Origin of the sequence: Algoriphagus sp. AK58, from assembly GCF_014324365.1 — a bacterium.
GTDB lineage: Bacteria > Bacteroidota > Bacteroidia > Cytophagales > Cyclobacteriaceae > Algoriphagus.
Window position 1 is genome coordinate 221,625 of record NZ_QEIG01000013.1, and the last position, 12,960, is coordinate 234,584.

Annotated in this window: 14 protein-coding genes; 5 read left to right on the forward strand and 9 right to left on the reverse strand. The window is 44.0% G+C overall.

The genetic code is table 11. From position 1 onward, the window contains the following. Nucleotides 1–52 precede the first annotated feature (52 nt). Nucleotides 53–829 (forward strand): NIPSNAP family protein, encoded by a 777-nt coding sequence (locus tag DDT91_RS13075; RefSeq protein WP_111393628.1) that lies wholly within the window; start codon nt 53–55, stop codon nt 827–829. A 60-nt stretch (nt 830–889) separates the two neighbouring features. Here the strand turns inward: DDT91_RS13075 and DDT91_RS13080 are convergent, their stop codons facing one another. From DDT91_RS13080 to DDT91_RS13120, 9 genes are all read right to left on the reverse strand, one after another. Further along, nucleotides 890–2,935, reverse strand: a complete 2,046-nt coding sequence (locus DDT91_RS13080) for a hypothetical protein (protein WP_187176631.1) — start codon at nt 2,933–2,935, stop codon at nt 890–892. A 137-nt stretch (nt 2,936–3,072) separates the two neighbouring features. Next, nucleotides 3,073–4,188, reverse strand: coding sequence for an amidohydrolase (locus DDT91_RS13085; protein ID WP_187176632.1), 1,116 nt, complete (start codon nt 4,186–4,188; stop codon nt 3,073–3,075). Nucleotides 4,189–4,264: 76 nt separating this feature from the next. Then, nucleotides 4,265–4,876, reverse strand: a complete 612-nt coding sequence (locus tag DDT91_RS13090) for a hypothetical protein (RefSeq protein WP_187176633.1) — start codon at nt 4,874–4,876, stop codon at nt 4,265–4,267. A 99-nt stretch (nt 4,877–4,975) separates the two neighbouring features. Further along, nucleotides 4,976–6,088: a Fic family protein gene (locus DDT91_RS13095; protein ID WP_187176634.1), complete on the reverse strand. Its 1,113-nt coding sequence runs from the start codon at nt 6,086–6,088 to the stop codon at nt 4,976–4,978. Between the two features lie 136 nt (nt 6,089–6,224). Beyond that, complete coding sequence (locus DDT91_RS13100; RefSeq protein ID WP_187176635.1) at nt 6,225–6,374, reverse strand: hypothetical protein; 150 nt, start codon at nt 6,372–6,374, stop codon at nt 6,225–6,227. Between the two features lie 55 nt (nt 6,375–6,429). Then, entirely contained in the window at nt 6,430–6,945 is a 516-nt protein-coding gene (purE, locus tag DDT91_RS13105; RefSeq protein ID WP_187176636.1) for a 5-(carboxyamino)imidazole ribonucleotide mutase, read from the reverse strand. Then, a complete protein-coding gene (locus DDT91_RS13110) occupies nt 6,942–8,087 on the reverse strand; it encodes a 5-(carboxyamino)imidazole ribonucleotide synthase (protein WP_187176637.1) in 1,146 nt (381 codons plus the stop codon). Before DDT91_RS13110 ends, purE begins: the two co-directional genes overlap by 4 nt. A 59-nt stretch (nt 8,088–8,146) precedes the next feature. Continuing rightward, nucleotides 8,147–8,293 carry a lmo0937 family membrane protein gene (locus tag DDT91_RS13115; RefSeq protein ID WP_187176638.1) on the reverse strand — a complete coding sequence of 49 codons (147 nt, stop codon included), beginning with the start codon at nt 8,291–8,293 and terminating at the stop codon, nt 8,147–8,149. 64 nt (nt 8,294–8,357) lie between these two features. Further along, nucleotides 8,358–10,127 (reverse strand): DNA mismatch repair protein, encoded by a 1,770-nt coding sequence (locus tag DDT91_RS13120; protein ID WP_187176639.1) that lies wholly within the window; start codon nt 10,125–10,127, stop codon nt 8,358–8,360. Nucleotides 10,128–10,230: 103 nt separating this feature from the next. On the opposite strand from DDT91_RS13120, the gene DDT91_RS13125 reads away from it, so the two are divergent. Genes DDT91_RS13125 through DDT91_RS13140 form a run of 4 tightly spaced genes read left to right on the forward strand, consistent with a single transcriptional unit; the run spans nt 10,231 to nt 12,928 of the window. After that, nucleotides 10,231–10,689: a hypothetical protein gene (locus tag DDT91_RS13125; protein ID WP_222718642.1), complete on the forward strand. Its 459-nt coding sequence runs from the start codon at nt 10,231–10,233 to the stop codon at nt 10,687–10,689. After that, nucleotides 10,686–11,885: a GTP-binding protein gene (locus DDT91_RS13130; protein WP_187176640.1), complete on the forward strand. Its 1,200-nt coding sequence runs from the start codon at nt 10,686–10,688 to the stop codon at nt 11,883–11,885. Before DDT91_RS13125 ends, DDT91_RS13130 begins: the two co-directional genes overlap by 4 nt. Nucleotides 11,886–11,902: 17 nt before the next feature. Further along, nucleotides 11,903–12,070 carry a hypothetical protein gene (locus tag DDT91_RS13135; RefSeq protein WP_187176641.1) on the forward strand — a complete coding sequence of 56 codons (168 nt, stop codon included), beginning with the start codon at nt 11,903–11,905 and terminating at the stop codon, nt 12,068–12,070. Nucleotides 12,071–12,100: 30 nt separating this feature from the next. Next, nucleotides 12,101–12,928 (forward strand): hypothetical protein, encoded by an 828-nt coding sequence (locus tag DDT91_RS13140; RefSeq protein WP_187176642.1) that lies wholly within the window; start codon nt 12,101–12,103, stop codon nt 12,926–12,928. Nucleotides 12,929–12,960: the final 32 nt, after the last annotated feature.

Here is a 12,960-nt window from a genome sequence, read left to right on the forward strand (position 1 = left end):
TAATCTAAATTGGAAATCAGATCAACCCCTCAAACCCTAAAAACCTAGCATTATGTATTTGAAAAACCTGTTTTCACTCGTACTACTGACCTTCCTTTCTATAAGTCTTTTTGCCCAAAAAGGAAATAGAGACTTTTACGAACTGAGAATTTACCACATTGAGAATGCCAACCAGGAAAGTCAAATCGACTCCTACCTGGAAAAAGCGCTACTGCCTGCCCTTCACCGAAACGGAATAGCCAAGGTGGGGGTCTTTAAGCCCATCGCTTCCCAAGCCGATGCCGGTAAAAAAGTTTATGTCTTTATCCCTTACTCTTCCATGGGGGTATATTCCGAAATGGAAGGAAAGCTGGCTAAAGACCAGATTTACCAAACCGCAGGATCTGCCTACATCAACGCCCCTTTTGACAATCCTCCCTACCAAAGGATCGAAACAGCTTTTCTCCAGGCTTTCACCGGACATCCGAGGTTTACTGCGTCCAACCTAACCGGACCCAAAAAAGATCGGGTGTATGAACTGAGGAGCTATGAGTCTCCGACTGAGAAGCTTTACAAGCAAAAGGTCAGGATGTTTAACGAAGGAGAAATGGACATTTTCACCAAGCTCGACTTCAATCCGGTCTTTTACGGAGAAGTGATTGCCGGTGCCTCCATGCCTAATCTGATGTATATGACCACTTTTTCCAATATGGAATCACGCGATGCACATTGGGATAAATTCCGCTCCGACCCAGATTGGGAGCGAATGAAAGTGATGCCGGAATACCAAAACATCATGAATAAAAACGATCAGCGATTGCTGTATCCGGCGGAATATTCTGGTTTCTGATTTGGTAAGACCGGTGATGAGCCGGTCTTTTCTTTTCCAAAAAAATCAGAAAATACACATTCAGTTTAGCATGTTCCCTTTTTCATCAAAAAGCTTATAGCTGAAGTATTCACTGATCAAAAATCCTTCAAACTGCTGGGTTACCAAGTCCTCAAAACCATACCCTGGGATAGAAAAATCTTTAGGGATTTTCATCATCAGCACCGTCTGATCTTGGAATAAGAGATACTGTACAAATCGCCTGTTCGGATGGAGAATATGCAGCGAAATCACGTCGGTGAAATCTTTACTCTCTTTGATCTCATTCGGAATCTCGGAGGTGATTCTACCATTCCGATCCACCAAAGATCGATCCGTTACAAAATTGACATATAGTCGGTTCTCAGGATCTTGATCCATTAACTTCCGGAGAAACTCATGTTCGCTTACCCGCATTTTTAGCACGGGCATTTGATCCAAAAAATTGGACAGTGGAGTAATCCCTTCCTCCATAGACATGGTGAGGTTGTAGATGATTTTTCCATCACTGCCTTTCTCCGTCAAAGTGGCATTCCAACAGTCTCCACTGAAATCAGAGGAAATGATATTGGCCACAGAAGAGCGAAGGACCTCAAACCGATCTAGCTCCTTTTGCTCCTTGTGCAAGACTTCAAAAAGCTCCATGTGTGGATTATCTATCCTCGCCCTGATGGAGGCAGGCAACTTCTTTTCCAATTCAAGAATAACCTGCCCTATTGCCTTTGCTCTCGACGTTTCCCGCAAGAAATACTGATAATTCAAAAAGGTATTGTAGAAGTGTAAGGAATTAAAATCATCCAGTGTAGAATCCGAAAGAATGCTACTAAGCTCGTTTTCAAATCTGACTTGGTACTCCTCTGAAAGCGATGCAAATGCCTGGGCGATTTTATCTCCCGATCCAGAATAGTGTTGGTCTCCTTCCTCAACCAAGATTCTGAAATTGATGCCTAGTAGCAGCCTAAAAAGATCCAAGTCCAATTTGGTCAATTCTTCAGCGTAGGTTTTCCTGGAAGCAGAGGCAATATTACTATTTGCAACCCGCGAGGCCCGGTCATTCATGATATTCAAAAAAGCCTGGATAAAAATGTTCCACTGGTGCGTCTCGGCAGCTAAACCAGCTATCCGACGAAGTTGATTTTCAGGACCGGTGTCAAAACTGCAACTTCCAACCTGTTGATTTTGCCTCATCAGATTCAAGGCTCGCTCTTTGGAAATGAATTGTGCTGTGAAATTTTCCAGATAGCCATTGCTGACTTTCTCCTTCTCGGCATAATTCAGGCTTTCTTCAAGCAAATTCCTAAATGCTGAATCATGGAGGAAAAGACTGTCTGCCAACAGGGAAACTCGATCCTGCCAAAGACTGGATGCCTGGTAAAATTGTTCCAAATTTGCCTTATCATCAGGATATTGAGGCTTAGCGGAAGTGATTTCAAAATAGGAAACCAAGGAGTCAATAATGCTCCGTTCTCTGATCATGAATTGTTCATTACCTGAATCTTTCTCAAAAAACACAGGAACTGAGACATCTACGAGCGTTTCCCCATAACGCAGCCAATCGGCATATCGCTCGGGTATGGGCTCTTTTTTGAGAGGCTGAGGCAGATAAAATCCAAAAATCTTCTCGGGGGTCTTGGTGCCATAGTGATTCCTTACTGTGAAATGATAATCCCCAAAAGTCATCAATGAATCGTATTGATTGGAAAGCAAATGGTTTCTACTATTCCGGATTTCAAAGGTCTTCAGTTCGGTGATTTCTTTGTTTTTATAGTTGATGTAGCGGTTTTCAAGAATTAACAGATTACGGTCGATTTGAAGATTTGCAAACTCTTCCATCAATCTTTCGAAGGCCGGATTATTCTCCAGTAACTGGATCAAGGGAGAAGGATCTGAAGTTTTGAGCTCAAAATAATGCCCGACCGTCTGAGGCAAAGACCAATATTGACGTTCTCTCTGCTTTTGGTACTCAGACTCTAATCGGGCAATTTCCCGATTTAAAGCGGGGATATCCGTATCCTTGATCAATTCATCCTGAGCAAAAGCATGAAAAGCAAAATTCAGAATCAAGAAAAAAACGAGGAAAATTCGCATAAGAAAACTAAAGGGGAATATGAATTTAGAAAATCAAAATATAAGATTAGTTTCAAACTAAAAAATCTGATGCGGAAAAGTTCCGGTCTTAACCGATTTCTCAAAGATTCATTTCAGACCTGCCAGGTTTTGAAAACCTAGCAGGTCTCCTTTACCAACTCCCAAAACATCTCCACTCCCGTCTCAATCAACTCATCGGGAAAATCATAGGTGCCTTCATGGAGTTGGGGGCAGTTTTCTCCTGCACCCAAGCCAAACAAAAACGAAGGACAGACTTGAGAGAATAAGCCAAAATCCTCCGACCAGCGAAAAGGTTCTGGTTTTTCAATTAGACTTAAGCCCAATTTTGTAGCTGCATTTTCGACTAGGGAATACAAATCCGGATCATTGACCGATACGGCAAATTGCTCCACAAAAGAATACTCCAAGTTTAAACGTTCAGATTCAGCCACTGCGGAGGCTTTCTCTTTTACTCTTTCGATCAAGTGGTCCAAGTCCTCCTGATCAAATGCCCGCAAGGTCATACTTAAGCTTCCCTTTCCTGCACTGGTACCAAAAGCTAGGCTGCCTAACTCCGCGTGGATCAAAGTCAGCAAAGCAAAGCCGTTCGCTTCCTGAGGCAACTTGGGCAATTCTTGAATGAGTGTGGCAAGTGCATTTGCCGGATTGATGCCTGCTTCCGGGTGGGCGGAATGGGAGGTTTTACCGGTCAGGTAAATTGTCATTCCGGTACTTCCAGCTGCAAAAGTTCCTTTTCTCATCACAATCTGATGCAAAGGATAGCCGGGAAGATTATGCAACGCAAAAGCAATATCGGGTTTGATCTGCTCAAATCTGGAGTCAGAAAGCACCGCTCTTGCTCCATCACCAGTCTCTTCCGCAGGCTGAAAAAGCAAAACGACTTCCCCGGATTCGGGCCGATTTTGAGCGAGTTTTTCTCCCAAACCACACAAAATCGCCATATGCCCATCGTGTCCGCAAAGATGACCTTTGCCGGGAATCTGACTTTGGTGATCAGTTGGGTTCAAATCCTCGATGGGTAACCCATCCAATTCGCAGCGAAACAACAGTCGCTTTCCGTGTTTTTTTCCTCGAAAAACAAAAGCCAGCCCGGTACCTCCCAGATTTTCTAAAATCTGATCTGGGGAAAGCGGTCGAAAAAACTCCAAAATCCGCCTTGCGGTCTGGGTTTCCTCAAGCGCGGTTTCTGGAAATTGGTGAAGCGTATGACGGAGTTGGATCAGGTGATTCATGGGTTAAAAGTAATGAATCAATACTACTGATGCCTCTAATTCAGCAAAAAGCAACTCTTTCCTTAAAGTTTGAGATTCATAGAATCCCTTCTCTCAGGGCTGTTTTCACGACATTTTTTGAAATATTTCGCGCTAGCTTAGCCCGATCTGAACCAATTTTTCCTCCAATTCCCAGGTTCCATTGCATATCGGTGCTCTGACGATTGTAAAACGAAACTGATCCAGAAAACTTTTGAACCTGCTTAGGACCACCTGCTATCGGGACATTGGTCCCCAAAAAGCCTCTGAAAATCCCGACTCTAACAGGAATTCCAAGATTGGCATTGACGGAAGGTGAATTCTTGTATTCTGAGGTTAATGGATCAAAGTTATACACCAAAAGAGCATCTGCCTCTAGCTGATCAGCTTTGGCTATAAATGCATTTTCTGAGGCCAAATCCCGCTCTGTAATGTTGGAATAAGCAGGAATAGCCTGAATTCCGTTGGCTTGAAGTTCAGCCACTGTTTGATCCTCTAAGAGCCTTTTAGCACCTGGGTTGCTAGTCTTTGCCAATACGACGACCTTGCGATAGTTTTCCTTTCGGTAATCTGAAGACTGCCAGGAAGACTGAGCAAATCCTTGAGTCAAGGAAGACAAGAATAGAATGCTCGTAAGGAAAAACGTTGATGTTGAAAAATTGAGTTTCATTTTTAACAGTTGAATTGGTTGAAGTAAGAATTTACCCAGAATTTCTAATACTAATCCATTTCCGTTCAAAAGGTTTCTTCAATTCTTGCATAAGAATTCTCAATGATTCAGATTCACCTGATACCGCACACTTCGCCCACCGCCTTCTGCCACAAAAATTCCCAAATCCCGCAAATGCTGAAGGTCTCGGGTTGCGGTAGCTTTTGAAGCACCGGTGAGGAACATGTATTTTTTGGCATTCATTCCACCTTCAAAACCTGAGGGGCCTTCCTCCAGCATTCGGTTTAGTACTTTCAGTTCACGTTCATTTAGCTCGTCCCGAAAAGTGTCAAACAGCCGGGTTTTCTGAAGTGAAAATTCAATTAATTCCTCCACTTTTTCCTGAGCTTTCAACACAACCCCGGCAAAGTAAATGATCCACTGATCGACCTTCAGCGTGTGCTGCGCCAGCTTGAGTTGCTCGTAATATTGATTTCGCTCGGCTTCAATAACCTGAGAAAGACTGATCAAAATCGGTTGCTCTATTCCTTGATGGAGTGCTTTTTCGGCTAATGCCCGTCCGATTCGTCCGTTCCCATCCTCGAAAGGGTGAATACTCTCAAAGTACAAATGCACCAATGCTGACCGTAAAATCGGATTTAAAATCTGCTTAGTTCCACCGGGAACTGTCGCATTAAACCATTTGATGAACCGATCCATTTCCATGGGAACTTGGTCAGAGGGAGGTGCTTCGAAATGGACGATTTCTTTTCCTATCGTACCAGAAACCACCTGCATGGGTTCCGTTCCACTTCGCCATTTTCCGGCTTGGATGTAGCGATTGCCTTCCATCAGCATCTCATGCCAGGAGAAAAGTAGGGTGTTGCTAAGCGGTTCCTGCCAGGATTGTCGCACAGCCACCATCAGCTTGGCAATGCCTTTGGCACGATGATCCTTGACCAGTCGGGGCTGCTCCTCGTGAATGCCGAGATTCATTTTGAGCGAGGACATCACATCGGCTCGGCTGAGAAATTCTCCCTCGATCTCGGAAGTCTTGATTGCTTCAGACAACAGAATATCCACAAGAAGTTGTTCTTTTTTTTCGGAAGAAACTCCAGCATACTGCCCGTTGGATTTACCGGATTTCAGCAGGAATTTGAGCTGAACATCCTCGATCAATCCCGGGGTAAACTGAAATTCCGGCCAGCCTTTCTGGTGCCAATTGTAGCTCATGAGCCGATTAAGATTCTTATTCGGCTCAAATGTATCAATTTTTTGAGCTGAATAGCAGATTTATTCGGCTCAATATTATAAAAATAATGAGCCGATTAGGGTCGCTAATCGGCTCATAGGAAAATTTCACAGGGAGTTATAACTGACCAGAACCAAACTGAAAACCCAACCAAGCTCCGCCAAGCATCAATACCAGGGTCAAAAAAATCAGCAATAGCAGGGTGGAAAGGGGCATTTCCCAGTCTTCACCACCAAATTTTAATTTGACGGGTTTGTTCCAATCCATAGCTCGACTATTATAAAATTAGCCTTGGAAATTGATCATTGAAATTGGCCATTGATCATTTCTTCAACACCGCTTTCCAGCCCTTTTCCTCAATCTGGGCGGCGGATTCTTCGACTTTTTGGCGAAGACCTGCTTTGAAAGCATCCATTTTTTTACCGACTTCTGCATCATAGGCACCAATCATGGAAGCTGCCAAAATCCCGGCATTTTTCCCTCCATTCAGCGCCACAGTCGCCACCGGAATCCCGCTTGGCATCTGCAAAATGGACAAAATACTATCCCATCCATCGATGGAATTAGAGCTCAACACAGGGACTCCGATCACGGGAAGACTGGTCAGGGAAGCCACCATCCCCGGAAGATGCGCAGCACCTCCCGCACCTGCAATGATCACTTTGATCCCTCGCTCGCGTGCCGAACCGGCATAGTCGATCATCCGCTGGGGGGTTCGATGAGCACTTACCACGGTAAGCTCGTAAGCGATTCCGAGTTCTTCGAGAAACTGCGCGGCTTCTGCCATTACGGGGAGGTCTGACTGACTTCCCATGATGATTCCTACCTGTGGGTTCATGAGATGGATTTTATTTTGATTAATTCTTTGATTCGGTTGGCTTTGACTTTGAGAGACTCCACACTTTCATCCAGTATGGTCACGTGACCCATTTTGCGGAATGGCTTGGTTAATTTTTTGCCGTAAAGGTGAATGTACACTCCTTTTTCAGCCATGGCTTCTTCTTTTCCCTCCACGATCGCAGGGCCGGAAAATCCATCTTCACCCAGCAGATTGATCATAGCAGCTGGGCATCTCAATCCCGGATCCCCTAAGGGCCAGTTCATCACTGAGCGCAGATGCTGCTCAAACTGGGATGTAAAATTAGCCTCGATGGTATGGTGACCGCTGTTGTGAGGACGGGGGGCGATTTCGTTGACTAGGACTTCACCGGAATGAGTGACAAACATCTCCACAGCCAAGATTCCGACCATATCCAGTCTCAGTATTACTTCTTTGGCAATTTTCTGAGCTTTGGCTTCTACTTCGGAAGAAATCTCTGCTGGGGCAAAAAGAAATTCTACCAAGTTGGCGGTGGGGTGAAACGCACACTCAACCGCAGGATAGGCGATCAGTTCCCCGTTTTCATTTCTTGCTACCGTGACAGCAATTTCTTTGTCGAAATCGATCAGCTTTTCCAACAGCCCAGGAGCATCAAAAGCCTGACCCAAATCCGCTTCGGACCTCAAAATCTGCACTCCACGGCCATCGTAACCTTCTTTTCCCAGCTTATTGACAGCAGGTAAAAAGGATCTCTTGGAAAGGACATCAGCTTTATCTTCCGTCAACACAAAATCAGCCGTGGGAATCCCGTGCTGTGCATAAAACTGTTTTTGCTCGCGCTTATCTTGGATAAGCTTTAAAATGTGTGGTTGGGGAAATACTTTTTTGCCCTCATCGGCCAGCTTTTGCAAGGCATCGGTATTGACTGCCTCAATCTCTACCGTGATGACGTCGCAGTTTTTGCCAAAAGAATAAACCGTATCGAAATCTTTTAAGGAACCGACCTGAAAATGCTGGGCAATGTCTTTGCAAGGCGCATTGGGATCTGGATCGAGGATATGTATATCTTGATTGTAATTGATAGCGGACTGGATCAGCATACGGCCGAGTTGTCCTCCACCAAGTACTCCTAAAATCAGATTGGGAGATGTATGGGTCATAGCTGGCCCAAAATTAACAGATTAAACTTTAAATCTGAGATTTCCACCAGCTAATGCCTTCAGGCGCCACGAATCAGTCGTAGCAGAATCGAAATAATGGCCAAGACCAACAAAATGTGGATCAATCCTCCCACACTGTACACGAATACTCCAAGTAACCAGCCGATGATCAGAACCAGCGCGATCAAATACAGTAATGAACTCATGACATTTTGGATTTAGTTAAACCATTGATTTTCCTAGTCAATAGACCAATCCAAGTGCCAAGGCCTACTTTTCTCCAAATCTGATCCCCATCAGCTCCATTAACTTATGGGCATTAAAGCTTGGGCAAGGCCCTTTCTTGAGTTTGTAATCGAAATGAATCGTTTCATCCCTGATTTCAGAGTGAAATGAGAAATTGTGGACTCCTTCCTCACTTTGTCCCAATTCCGACAATTCGATGTCATGGGTACTGATAATTCCAAATCCCGGAGTTTGGAGGATTTGATGAATCAGCGCTTTGGATCCCGAGATCCGATCTTGCGTATTAGTACCTTTCAGGATTTCATCCAAAAGGAAAAAAACAGGCTTTCCTGATTCCAAGCCTTGAATGAGCGTTTTGATCCGGTTTAGTTCGGCATAGAAGGAACTCACACTTTCCCCTAAGTTATCCGAGTTTCTCATACTGGTGTAGAGCTGAATCGGCCCCATCACAAAAAGGTCTGCAAAAGGCCGAAGGCCAAGATTAACCAAAACCGCATTGATCCCTAGGGTCCGCATGAAGGTAGTTTTACCGCTCATATTTGCCCCAGTCAGTAAGACTATCTTTTGATCTTGACTAAATGAAATAGAATTGCCTATCGCGTTTTTGGGGTGGAGCAGAGGGTGAATAGCATTTTCCGCCAACACAACTTCTTCTTCCGTCCATTTTCTTATTCCCGGATATCCTACCTCTACTTCAAAGCTGCCGAGGGAAACCCAAACCTCCCAATTCTCCAGACTCTCAGGAAGAGAGTGAAGAGAGTCGGCTACAGCTCGCTTCCACCTGGCCAGACTGACAAAAAGAAAAAAATCAGTCCAGAACAAAAGGTTCAAAGGAAGGTACAGCAGATTGAAGCGATTTTGAACCCAAAGGCCAAGCCGATCCAGATCGCGGATTTGTAGGGACGCGGCTTTTCCGGTAGAATACAGCCTGGATTTTTCTTTTGATAAAATTTCAGAAGCAAATTCTTCCTCTTCAACCCTTCTCGTACGTATCGCCATGGCCTTCATCTCTGCTGAAGAGGGAATAACTTCCGCAGCCAGCTTCAGGGGCTTAAAAACCAAGGACAAAGCCAAAACGCCCATCAATACCCAAATGCCCAAAATGGCCTGCGGGATCAATCCAAGGGTGATCAAAACCAAGAGGGAAAATCCTACAGTTGGTCCTATCCAAGCCAAGATTCGGTGCAAAAAAGTAATCTCCTCAGTCTGTGCCAACCAGCTTTTCCATGCACTGCCTTTTCCATTTTGCTCTTGGAAAGCCAAGCCCACAGCTTCCATGGATCTCAGGAAATCAGTTTTTTGCATGAGTTCGGAAACTGCCTCAGCCCGGCTTTGGGCCAAATCGATAGAAAAATCTGATCCTAGAAGTTGAGCCAATTTCTTTTTCCCACCTGAGGAAGTGGTATGATTCACCAATTGAAATAGTGAATGAGTACCAAACAAGTCCAGATCTCCAGAAAACGGATGAGACTTCTTAGAAAATTCGGATCCGTCCACGAGATGGATTAGCTCACGGTTTTGGCGTGCTTTTTTCCGATTCTCCATCTCCCCAATTGCCAGATAAATGGATTCTTGGTCTTTGGCATAATTAAATTTTTGTATGAGTGAGATGAAAAGCCAAACCATGGCTATTCCCGGAATCAACCAAAGCGGATGATCCGACAATCCTAAAATCAAAAAAGCACCCATTACAAAAAAAGCAAGTAATCGTAAGCTACTTAAGCGGATGGCTTTACTCCGAATCGCCTGAAGCTTGCTATCAAGCCGGTCGCTTCCAAAATCTAATTCAAACATGAACAAAGATAGCCAAAGCACTATGCAGTTGAAGAATTTATAAATGCAATATTGTTGCATTTATAAGTTGGAAGGCTTAGTTTTGCCAAATGCTGGATAACTCATGAATAATAGGAATCGCACCGCAACGGGTTTTCTGATTATTTTACTTGGAACGTTAGGACTGCTTTCCTTTTCTTCCCCAAGCAGGCTTTGGGACATTTTTGCAAAGACTACATTTCAGGAAAAGTTTAATAAAAAACTTGGGGTGTATTTCTACTACCCCCAATTCAGTGCTGAACTCCTCGCCCTCCAAGGCAAATCGGTGGAACTCCAGGGGTTTCATATTCCAATAGCGTCCAGTCCTTCCAAGACCTTGATTCTATCCAAATATCCCATGGCTGAATGCTTCTTTTGCGGAGCAGCTGGTCCTGAGACCATTGCCGTGGTCTATCTCAAAAATCCTCCAAACCGAAGATTCAAACTTGACCAAATCATAAAAGTGAGAGGAATTCTCCAACTCAATTCTGAGGATGTGGAGGAAATGACCTTTATCATTCAAAACGCAGATATCCTTCCATGACAAACTCTCAAAAACTTCCTGTTACAGTCCTAAGTGGATTTTTAGGAGCAGGCAAAACCACGTTGTTAAACCACGTGCTTCACAATAAAGAAGGCATCAAAGTAGCCGTCATCGTAAATGACATGGGGGAGGTCAATGTCGATGCCCAAATGATCGCGAAAGGAAACACGCTTTCCAAAACGGAAGAAAAATTGGTCGAAATGAGTAATGGCTGTATTTGCTGTACACTCAGGGAAGATTTGATGATAGAAATTGAAAAACTGGCCAGCGAAAATCGCTTTGATTATTTGCTCATCGAAAGTACAGGAATCTCAGAGCCACTTCCTGTGGCTCAAACCTTCAGCTTTGTGGATGAAGAAAAAGGCATTGATTTATCAAAATTCAGCCGGCTGGATACCTTGGTCACCGTGGTGGACGCCTTTAATTTTCCAAATCAATTCGGGAGTGGAGAGACGGTTTTTTCTTCAGGACTTAATGAGGATGAGGAAGATCAACGATCCATTGTCAATCTTCTCACCGATCAGATTGAATTTGCAAATGTCATTCTCCTCAATAAAACAGATCTGGTCAGCCCTGCTCAGGTTGGGGAATTGAAAGCTATTATTTCCAAATTGAATCCAAAAGCCCGCATCATTGAAACGCAATTTGGAAGAATTGATCCTCAGCATATATTGAATACCGGTCTCTACGACACTACAGAATTGGAGGGAACAGAGGCTTGGCAAGAGGAATTGAACAAAGTACATACACCTGAAACAGAGGAGTACGGAATAAAAAGTTTTGTATTCCGTGATAGAAGACCCTTCCACCCACAGCGGTTTTGGAAATATGTATCTGAATCTTGGCCTTCCACGATCATTCGAAGTAAAGGACTCTTCTATCTCGCCTCCCGAAGAGATCAGGCCATTTCATGGTCCCAAGCGGGAGGGAGCTTAAAAGCTGAACCCATGGGAGTTTGGTGGGCGTCTATGCCTTTCAACCAAAGGATTCACTATGCCTCATTCATCGAAAACCAAAAGCTCATTGAATCCAAGTGGCATAAAAACTTTGGAGACCGAATGAATGAACTGGTATTGATCGGCCAATTTCCAGATGAAAAAAGAATACTAAAGGAGCTTGAAAAATGTCTGCTGACCAATCAGGAATTGACGTTATATTTTTCAAAAAAACCTTTTTCAGATCCTTGGCCGTTTTAAGGAAAAAAGGGCTGCAAATGAAAAAGAAAAAACTGCCAGAAGAACCAATGGCCACTGAATGGGATTTGAGCGAAGGATTTGGGATTCTTCCCAATGACATCCCCCTCACTCAAAATATTGGCTGCGTGGGGGGAAAGCCAAAAAAACCAGATTCTTCTAAAAAAGAACCTGAAAATAAGCAGTAGATTTAAGGCTCACTTTTATTCCATTTTCTTATGAAAATTAACTCATTATTCAGGCTTTATGCCTTATGGATGGCGCTCTCGCTGATTTTATTTTCCTGCGAAAAAGATCCGGATGCCATCGTCCCCGAACCAGACTTATCGTTAGTTGAAGACGAATTCAAAGTCAACACAGCACTCGAGGACCTTGATAATCTAACCCTAAACGCCATGGAAGCAAGTGGACTGGGTTTTCGGGTAACAGCAATTTCGAATGGAAGCATTTGCCCTACCGCAAAACTTACCCATGACCCTGCCACCAAAAAAATCACCGTAGACTTTGGAAGTGGATGTACTTCCAACGGAGTAACCAGAAAAGGCAAGGTGATTTTCACCTACACAGGGTCTTTCTTGATTCCTGGATCCAGTGTCGTAACTACCTTCGAGGGTTATGAAGTCAACGGACTAAAAGTAGAGGGTACAAGAACCATTACCAATACAGGAATCAACCTCCAAAATTTTGAAATCACGCTAGCAGTTAAGGTTCAAAATGCAAAGATCACCTGGACCGACGGAAGAAGCTCGACCTTCAATACTGATCAAATAAGGAAAGTCTCCTTGACTGCATCCGGCTATCAGGCCTCAGTCACAGGAACTGGAAATGGAACCAGCAGAGGTGGAACATCCTATACTGCCGCTATCTCTGACCCACTCATTGTCACCCAATCCTGTGTAGAATCGGGCATTTGGATTCCTAATAAAGGGAAAATCAACTTCAGCTACCAGTCCATTGTGGTCACCGTAGACTACGGCTTTGGAGATTGCGACAAAAAACTGGAAATCACCTATCCAGGTGGTGTTAAAGAGGTCGTTTTGGATTAATCCTTATAGCAAAAATCAAAAAGTCAGGTCAA

What these genes read in the sequence shown, in the direction of transcription:
- DDT91_RS13080 (WP_187176631.1), bottom strand. Translation starts at nt 2,935, where the DNA reads ATGCGAATTTTCCTCGTTTTTTTCTTGATTCTGAATTTTGCTTTTCAT.
- DDT91_RS13100 (WP_187176635.1), bottom strand. Translation starts at nt 6,374, where the DNA reads ATGGATTGGAACAAACCCGTCAAATTAAAATTTGGTGGTGAAGACTGG.
- DDT91_RS13125 (WP_222718642.1), top strand. Translation starts at nt 10,231, where the DNA reads ATGAATAATAGGAATCGCACCGCAACGGGTTTTCTGATTATTTTACTT.
- DDT91_RS13110 (WP_187176637.1), bottom strand. Translation starts at nt 8,087, where the DNA reads ATGACCCATACATCTCCCAATCTGATTTTAGGAGTACTTGGTGGAGGA.
- DDT91_RS13090 (WP_187176633.1), bottom strand. Translation starts at nt 4,876, where the DNA reads ATGAAACTCAATTTTTCAACATCAACGTTTTTCCTTACGAGCATTCTA.
- purE (WP_187176636.1), bottom strand. Translation starts at nt 6,945, where the DNA reads ATGAACCCACAGGTAGGAATCATCATGGGAAGTCAGTCAGACCTCCCC.
- DDT91_RS13095 (WP_187176634.1), bottom strand. Translation starts at nt 6,088, where the DNA reads ATGAGCTACAATTGGCACCAGAAAGGCTGGCCGGAATTTCAGTTTACC.
- DDT91_RS13120 (WP_187176639.1), bottom strand. Translation starts at nt 10,127, where the DNA reads ATGTTTGAATTAGATTTTGGAAGCGACCGGCTTGATAGCAAGCTTCAG.
- DDT91_RS13115 (WP_187176638.1), bottom strand. Translation starts at nt 8,293, where the DNA reads ATGAGTTCATTACTGTATTTGATCGCGCTGGTTCTGATCATCGGCTGG.
- DDT91_RS13135 (WP_187176641.1), top strand. Translation starts at nt 11,903, where the DNA reads ATGAAAAAGAAAAAACTGCCAGAAGAACCAATGGCCACTGAATGGGAT.
- DDT91_RS13075 (WP_111393628.1), top strand. Translation starts at nt 53, where the DNA reads ATGTATTTGAAAAACCTGTTTTCACTCGTACTACTGACCTTCCTTTCT.
- DDT91_RS13130 (WP_187176640.1), top strand. Translation starts at nt 10,686, where the DNA reads ATGACAAACTCTCAAAAACTTCCTGTTACAGTCCTAAGTGGATTTTTA.
- DDT91_RS13085 (WP_187176632.1), bottom strand. Translation starts at nt 4,188, where the DNA reads ATGAATCACCTGATCCAACTCCGTCATACGCTTCACCAATTTCCAGAA.
- DDT91_RS13140 (WP_187176642.1), top strand. Translation starts at nt 12,101, where the DNA reads ATGAAAATTAACTCATTATTCAGGCTTTATGCCTTATGGATGGCGCTC.